General features: G+C 59.5%; 9 protein-coding genes and 1 pseudogene. 1 reads left to right on the plus strand and 9 read right to left on the minus strand.

What is annotated here, in order from left to right:
- The 7 genes from EOA23_RS29265 to EOA23_RS29305 form a co-directional block, all read right to left on the minus strand.
- Nucleotides 1-492, minus strand: a 492-nt coding sequence (locus EOA23_RS29265) for a GAF domain-containing protein (protein WP_245474379.1), incomplete at its 3' end; no start/stop codon positions are given.
- 120 nt (nucleotides 493-612) lie between these two features.
- Nucleotides 613-843, minus strand: a complete 231-nt coding sequence (locus EOA23_RS29270) for a response regulator (RefSeq protein WP_348628590.1) — start codon at nucleotides 841-843, stop codon at nucleotides 613-615.
- Nucleotides 844-989: 146 nt separating this feature from the next.
- On the minus strand, nucleotides 990-1,982 hold the full coding sequence (locus EOA23_RS29275) for an HWE histidine kinase domain-containing protein (RefSeq protein WP_348628591.1): 993 nt from the start codon (nucleotides 1,980-1,982) through the stop codon (nucleotides 990-992).
- 170 nt (nucleotides 1,983-2,152) lie between these two features.
- Nucleotides 2,153-2,455, minus strand: a complete 303-nt coding sequence (locus tag EOA23_RS29280; protein ID WP_127306694.1) for a hypothetical protein — start codon at nucleotides 2,453-2,455, stop codon at nucleotides 2,153-2,155.
- Nucleotides 2,456-2,888: 433 nt separating this feature from the next.
- Nucleotides 2,889-3,098, minus strand: a complete 210-nt coding sequence (locus EOA23_RS29290; protein WP_127306696.1) for a cold-shock protein — start codon at nucleotides 3,096-3,098, stop codon at nucleotides 2,889-2,891.
- Between the two features lie 1,081 nt (nucleotides 3,099-4,179).
- Nucleotides 4,180-4,563 (minus strand): response regulator, encoded by a 384-nt coding sequence (locus EOA23_RS29300; protein ID WP_245474380.1) that lies wholly within the window; start codon nucleotides 4,561-4,563, stop codon nucleotides 4,180-4,182.
- Nucleotides 4,544-6,016 (minus strand): PAS domain S-box protein, encoded by a 1,473-nt coding sequence (locus EOA23_RS29305; protein ID WP_189341746.1) that lies wholly within the window; start codon nucleotides 6,014-6,016, stop codon nucleotides 4,544-4,546. Before EOA23_RS29305 ends, EOA23_RS29300 begins: the two co-directional genes overlap by 20 nt.
- A gap of 184 nt (nucleotides 6,017-6,200) precedes the next feature.
- Between EOA23_RS29305 and EOA23_RS35855 the strand changes: the two genes are divergently transcribed.
- Nucleotides 6,201-6,518: a hypothetical protein gene (locus EOA23_RS35855; protein WP_189341747.1), complete on the plus strand. Its 318-nt coding sequence runs from the start codon at nucleotides 6,201-6,203 to the stop codon at nucleotides 6,516-6,518.
- Between the two features lie 141 nt (nucleotides 6,519-6,659).
- Here EOA23_RS35855 and EOA23_RS29310 read toward each other — a convergent pair whose 3' ends face one another.
- Complete coding sequence (locus EOA23_RS29310; protein WP_127306699.1) at nucleotides 6,660-6,896, minus strand: hypothetical protein; 237 nt, start codon at nucleotides 6,894-6,896, stop codon at nucleotides 6,660-6,662.
- Between the two features lie 338 nt (nucleotides 6,897-7,234).
- Nucleotides 7,235-7,406: pseudogene (locus tag EOA23_RS36650) on the minus strand (IS110 family transposase); the annotation flags it as partial.
- Nucleotides 7,407-7,527: the final 121 nt, after the last annotated feature.

Below are 7,527 nucleotides of genomic sequence, written 5' to 3' on the forward strand. Positions count from 1 at the left end.
GGCGGCAGCAGCCGTCATGAAGTCGACGGTATCTTCGCTGAAGTCGCGCGTGACCGAGGAATCCACTTCCAGCACACCCCACGCCGCGCCTTTGATCAGGATCGGCACGTTCGCCAGCGATTTGATGCCGTGCTCTTTCAGCACATCGGAAAAGACATATTCGCCATCCTCGTCGGCGGCCGTGCCATTCACAATCACTAAAGGCTCAGCCGTCTGATACGTTCGGCCAGGCGGTGATCGGAGATCCGCCGAAAAGATGGCGTTGCGCACAGTCCCCTGCTTCCATCCGAAGCCGGCCTCCATGAACAGGTCAGCCGTACGGGGTCGGTAGCGAAGGATCTTTGCGTGATCTATTTCAACGGCCCGCGCTACCTGCACACAAGCCTGATCGAGGAAGCGGCTGAGCGAAGCTTCCTCTCCCGCCACGCGGCCAAGGTCCACGAGAATGCGGACATGCCGGCGCAGCTTGGCTAGCTTTGCAGTGGTGTCCAATGACGTGGGTCCTTCGAGCAGAGTTGAAAGCCAACGCATGACCCGGCGTATTGCTCCAATCTCGCACTCCGCTCTCTAGTGCTGCGCGAAGTGCGACGCTTGAAGCGACGGCTTCGAATGTCATGTGCGAGTTAGTTCCCCAAGCACGGCGAGCAGGCGCCGCTCTTGAGCGGGCTTTCCAACGTTAGGTGCTCCGGCGAGAACTTCGCCTGCGACAAGCTCTGGCCTGTCGTAGGCGCTCGCCACAGCGAACGGGATATCGAGGCTGGTCAATTGTTCGGCCACCGGAGTGGCCAATTCGTTGCCCAAATTCACGTCGAGCAAGGCGACGGAAGGCCGTTCACGTTCCAACAGCAGGGCTCCGCCGTCACACTCGCGACCGGCCCGATGACACGCCATCCCCGCCGTTAGAGCATGGATTGGAGGTCCATCGCGATCAGAAATTCATCTTCCACGATGAGGACCGTCTTTTGCACTCGGCGTTCAATCTGGCTGACTCAAGTCGTGAGCGGAATGACCATCTCCACCATTAAACCGGTGGCCGCATAAGTCGGTTCCACCTTGCCATTCAGATCGTATGCTATTGCCAACTGGATCAACTGGCTCCCAAAGCCCCTGGACGTAGGAGCGCTCACCCGAGGGCCCCCGCTTTCTGTCCATGTGAGCCGGAGGCGCGGGATCTCGGCCTCCTCGACCTCCCAAAGCACATGAACTTGTCCGCCCGCTTTGGACAGCGCCCCGTATTTGAGGGCGTTCGTTGCAAGCTCGTGCAGTGCAAGCGCGAGCGACATCAATTTCTTGCTATCCAACTTAACAGGTGGACCCTTGTCGATATTTATGGCGCTCGGACTTGCTGCAAACGGTTCGAGCGTACGCGCTATTAGCTCGGCGAGGTCGCCATCGCCGCCGCCGACGAACCCTTGGTCGTTGGCGTCCACAATGGCTGTAAGCCGACCTAGAAAAGCCTCGCGATAAGCCTCGGCCGAGACGCCTTCGGCCTTGGTCTGGTTAGCGAGAGCCCGCACCAGCCCGAGCAGGTTCTTCATCCGATGCCGGAGCTCGCCTAGGAGAATTTCAAACTCGACCTCTCTGCGGGTTCTGTCGCTTGCATCGACGAACGACACCAACATGGTGGTGCCGTTATCGTCCTGGTTGATGGTGCGCGCCGTAACCAGCATGGTCCGTTTTCCGATGCCGGGGAAATCGTGCTCCACCTTGTAGTCGATGACGGCGGTGCTCTTGGGGATCACGTCGGTGAGCAGACGACGCAGTTCGGGAATATCCCACTGGCCATCACCCAAGTCGTAAATACGCTTCCCGATGATGTCGTCGCGGTTCACTTTGAAGGTTCGGAGGAACGCACGATTGACGTCCTCGATGCAGAGGGCGCCGTCCAGCACAAGTAAAGGAAACGGGACAGTATCCACGACTCCCTGCGCCTGCACGTGGCCGGTCCTCAGGATCCGGTAGAGGTCTTCCAGGTGCACCATGGGGGGCTCCGCGGTTTTCGGGACCATCCTAATACTCAAGGGCGCGGCTCACAATCGCATGAGACTGCGGTCGATTAGCTTGCTGCCTTGGCAGGCCGGTCTCCTTGGATATCGCGGAGCCAGGGCACCAATAAGCAGAAGACGAGCGGGCGACAATCGCGGGGCCTAGCTCAAACCAGCTCGAAGCAAAAGTCACAGATGAGGTCCGCAACTTTTACAGCTTCAAAATCTGTCATGTGCGCCGCTGTCTCGACTGCGGTGGAGACGATGTCATCGTCGTCAACGGCAAGGAGATCGAGAATACGTGCAAACTTGATCTTGAGCTCCCGATCGCCTTCAAACTCGTCAAGGGTCACGTTCAGGATGCTCTCGTTCGCTTCGATCAGCCGGGCTTGAATGCTGTCTGATGAGGCAGCAAGCGCCCTTACTGCGGCGAAGAAATGACCTCGCGCATTGGAATACTTATGGTCCATCGTTTACCGCCGGGAGTGCTGGTGATTGAAATTTGCTCGCGCGGCCGCTTTCCCGCACGTTACGTCTCTCACTAGGGTCTCGCCCCGATGTTATCCGTTTAAGCGCGGCGACGGACGCCTCTCGCCAAAGCGCGTTTCGGTTTTGGCGAAGCGACAGGCTCTGCAGCTTCTTTGGCGAGGCGCGCCAGCTTGAGCCGCTGTGTCTTTGACTCGCGATCTGCGGTCTCTTTGTCCAATATGCCTCGGGCAGCTTGTGTGGTCGCGTCGCCCTTGCTTTCCCTCACGGTAGGCTTGGGCTTGAACGCCGCATCTGCTATTGCACTATACATCGTAGATCATCCTTAAAACAAAAAAGGCCGGGCGAACCCGACCTTTCGAAAACCGTCAACGGCCATTGCCAGTACATCCGTGGTCAAGGCCAGGAGCGATTCCTTTAAGCGGCCTGAAGGTTCTCGGCCGCGCTCTTGCCGTTACGGCGGTCCTGCACGACATCGAAGCTCAGTTTCTGGCCTTCAACGATGGTGCGCATACCGGCGCGCTCTACAGCCGAGATATGGACAAACACGTCCGCGCCGCCCGCTTCAGGAGCGATAAAGCCGAAGCCCTTGGTCGTGTTGAAGAACTTTACGGTTCCAGTATTCATGGCGATTTCCTTTCAAATCGGCATAGAAGTTTACGTCTGGCGACATGCCAAACGTCACAGTGATCGAATTTGAGAGGAGATCGTCGGGCGCCGGAGCGCAAAAACAAATTCAACAGCAAACATCGATAACAAAGATATAGGCTTGAATTACCCTCTACGCAAGGTGCTCGTTCGAAATCGACAATTTAAACGGCCGGGCTGTTCGCCAAGCGCACGCTGCGGCGGCTGATCGCACCGACAACAGGACGCAGAAGGAAACGCAAGGGTTGTTGAAACAGAGCTGGCGATCGCGCGGGCCATGATCCGGGCTGGCGCGCAAAACCCTGATGTTAGCTCCAATGACGCGGACTGCTCCGTATACGGCAGAGCGTGGCGTGCCATATTCAGGTCTAAGTTGCAGGACTAAGACGCCTTTTCCAGCCGCCTCAGATGGGCGACGTGTAACGCCTGCATCTCTTGGAACAAATCGAGCAATTCCAGTGCCTGCTTGATCGGAGCACCTAGCTCTGTGAGGTGCTGTATAATCGCGTGCTGGCGCTTTATGTGACGCTCTCCCAGGAGAACGTGGCGCTTCAGCATATCAAGCCGAGTTTCAGGGGTAATCATCTGGTCCCTGGGAGGGACCGTATGCCTTTACCCGGTGAAAGTCGAATGCCGGCCTTTCGGAGGTCGCCCCATTAGTCGATTGGTGTATGCCGCCCCCGTTTATGATTTCCATGGATGTTCGGGTTTTGCATCAAATTTGATCTCACAGGAAAGCCACATCGGCGAAACTGGGCTGATGAAGACATACGTGGTGGAAGTCATGTCGGGTGACACTGTCACCTTGCGGCAAGTCGTTGACGCTCAAACAGCTCCAGCGGCTGCTTCGCGCGTGACAGGTCGAGCGGTTCGCATTCGAGTTCATGAGGAACTCTGGGTCAGAGTCACCGACCAAGAACTCAGAGTCGTCTACAAATACGCGTTTTTCCCCTAGGCCGCGCGCTGGACCCGCCGCCCCGTAGCAAGGGGCGTCGGGCCTTGGACGCAGCTAGCCGACCCCGACAGGCGAAGGACGCCTGTGGAACAGGCACCGCGGCGACTAGCTTAGCGGTAGGAGGCGTGCGAGCGCTCGGGTGTCTACCGGCTTCTCGATGCGCGGCACTTCGGCGTACGCTTCAGGGATGGACCAGGCATCGTAACCCGTGGCAAAGATGAAGGGCACTTCACGTTCGCGCAGCGCGTCTGCGATAGGGTAGGCGCGTTCGCCGCGCAGGTTGATGTCGAGCACGGCGCCGTCGATCCGGTCCTCCGCCCCGAGCAGCTCCAGCGCATCCTCGATTGAGCCCACCGGGCCGATTACGTTCACGCCTCTGTCTTCCAGCGCCCGCGCCAGTTCGGCAGCGATCATGTACTCGTCCTCGACCACAAGAAGATGGCGGCCACGCAGGGCATCGGGTTGCGGCTCATCCATGTTGCTGCTCATCCTTGGTCACCGGCACGACGATCTCGTAGCGCACCCCATCCGATCCGAACTCGATCTTAGTTTTAGCGCCGAGCTCGTAGGGAAGCGCCCGCTCGAGCAATTCACTGCCATAGCCCTTCCGCGTGGGGCCGCCCTTCGGCATCGTGACGCCGCTCTCGAGCCATTCAAGTCTCGCGCGTGCCTTCGACCCGTCGTGCTCTATGTTCCAGCTAACGGCGAGCCGGCCCGACGGCTGGTGAAGAGCGCCGTACTTCACCGCGTTCGTCGCGAGCTCGTGCAGCGCTAGCGCCACGGATTGCGCTGAGATCGCCGGCAACGACGTCGCCGGCCCTTCGATCGTGACGTTGCCTCCGTCCACGCTTCCGTCGCCGTGCGCCTGGAGCTCGCCTTCGATCAGTTCGCGCAGGTCGATCGGCTGATGGTCGGCGCGCGCGAGCAATCCTTGCACGCGCGAAAGCGCGCGTAACCGCCTTTCGTAATCCTCGGCAAACTCGTCCAGCGACGCGCTTGACCGCATCGTCTGCCGTGCGAGTGATTGGACAACCGCGATCAGGTTGCGCGTGCGGTGCTGAAGCTCGGCCAAAAGCACCTTCTGCTGGTCCTTGAGAGTGCGTAGGTCGTGGATGTCGGTTGAGGTTCCGACCCATTCGAGTGCCACGCCGCCGGCGTCGTCCAGCGGGACGCCCCGGGTCTGGTGCCATCGGTACTCGCCATCGACCGATCGGCGGATGCGGTGCTCGCAATAATATTCGCCTTCGGTCGGCGCCTCAGCCCAGGCCGTCATCGTCGCGTCGTGATCCTCAGGATGGACGGCATCGAGCCAGCCGAAGCCGACGCTGTCAGCAAAGGCCAAGCCCGTGAAGACACTCCACTGTGGACTACCCCAGGTCCGGTCACCGTTTGCCTTCGAGCGGAAGACGAGCTGCGGGATATTGGTTGCGAGGACGCGGAATAACTCTTCGCTCTGCTGAAGCTGTGCTTCGGCACGGTGCTGGGCGGTCCGGTCGCGTAGTATTTTGACGAAACCTTGGGTTCTGTCCGCGAGCGGCATCAGCAGCCCCGACGCCCAGAACCGCGTGCCGTCCTTCTTCATCTGCCAGCGCTCGTCCTCGGCTCGCCCTTCGGCCAGTGCGATCCGGCGCTCCTCTGCGGCGGCGCTAACTCCGCCCTCCTCCGGAGGAAAGGCTACATCGGCAGACTTCCCGATGATCTCGTCATCGGCATAGCCAAGCACGCGTTCGGCACCCACGTTCCAGCTCGTGGTGATCCCGTTGGGATCAGTGGTGAAGATCGCAAAGTCGGTCGCGCTGTCAAAGATGAGCCGCAACAGGTCGCTGTCACTGAGCGGCCGCTGACCTTCGCCTTGTTCGTCTTGTTTGTCACCATTTTGCACGCGCGGTCTCCGGCTCATGGCCGGCACGCACTCGCGGCCCAAATAACCGACCTTCAGCATGGATGAACGCCAAACTGCAGAATGCCCACATTGTTCCCATCCTCTTAGCCGTGGCCGAGTTTCCGCACAGCCTCCGATTCGACCTGGCGTGTTCCGCTCCATAAGGACTCGCGAAATTAATTGTGAAAGATTATAATCCGCCTGTTCGCGGGGAATGGTCTTCGCCCCCGCAAATGAGGGCAACATGGCGAATTCAATATGCTCGTATGCACTGGATGGCGAAATCCCAAAAAAATCGGCGTTTGACAGTGAGACTCGGGATAAGAAACTGCCCGAGAACCAGTCGCGGGACTTCGCTGCGGCGCTCGTCGAAGGCGAGGCAATAATCGCCCGCCAGCGCGCGCTCATTGAAAGGCTTGCGCGGGATGGGCATCCGACAGAGGGTGCCGAAGAATTCCTGCGCAAGTTCATGAAAACGCAGTCGGAGAACCTCGCCCACTGGGAACTGATATCAGCTCAGGTTGCATCGAAAAGCCCCGGCGCTGAGGGGGATCAGCACTAGGGCTTTAGGCATGTACGCTGATGCTGGCATGACACGCCCGGCTCGCGGAACACACTGGCATTTCTGAAGCGCAGGCGCTCGAACTGGTCATGTTGTTTGGCATGAACTGAGCGTCGCTCATGCGTGAGGCCAGAGAACTCACTAGTCGAGAACACGAACCTCGAATGTGATGACGGCTTGCGCCAGATTGCGCCCGCTCTCGTCGCGGACGGTCATTGTCAGCTCGCGGTGTGTGCCTCCGAGCGGCACTTCGGCGGTCATCTCCATCAATGATCTCACCGCTTCAGCCTTGGCAGCTTCAAAGCTGGCAAGCTCAGTGCCTGCTTCATCCGGGGAGCTCTCGCCGGTATCGCTAAAGTCGAAAAAGTACTTGGGCATTGCCCCAGCTCGTCACAAACCCAAATGCTCAACCACAGGCGGCCCGTATCGGGATAGACCGGCCGTCGCATGAAAGAGCCCGCTCCAAATAGCGGGCTCTTTATCGGGGCCTCCTTGGGTGCCAGCGTCTCCCATCCTCCCGAATAATGGGGCGACATTCCTTTCCCCGACTGGCGCTTGCGCGTCACTGATATTAGAACTCGTTAACATAGGTTGGGTTCCGCGGGCCGTCCAATAGCACACATTGAGCAGCGGGTGACGATCGGCATGCCGGCCGGTGCGACCATGACGACATCTGCTTCGAGTCTGAATGAGGATTTCCTGCGGCGAGTTGGCCAAACGTCACGCGAGCGGCGGAAGGACGACGGTTCGTCGATCGCAGTCATGAACGAGAGCACCGTCACCGGCACGACGCCGGGGGTGGCCATGAAGCGCCGGCACACTTCGTTGCGCGACGATCTTCACGACGACATCGTGCAGCCGGCAATACTGTTTCCACAGCGACGAGCGCTCGGTCGGCCACTCGTCGCCAGTGGCCTGTCAGCTCTTCCTTGGACGGCGCGACCGCATTGGGTAGCAGCTGAAGGATGTTTTCTCGCGGGACGCCGTGCTTGCGTTCCGCCCGGCGCTT

Source organism: Mesorhizobium sp. M2A.F.Ca.ET.042.01.1.1 (assembly GCF_003997405.1).
GTDB lineage: Bacteria > Pseudomonadota > Alphaproteobacteria > Rhizobiales > Rhizobiaceae > Mesorhizobium.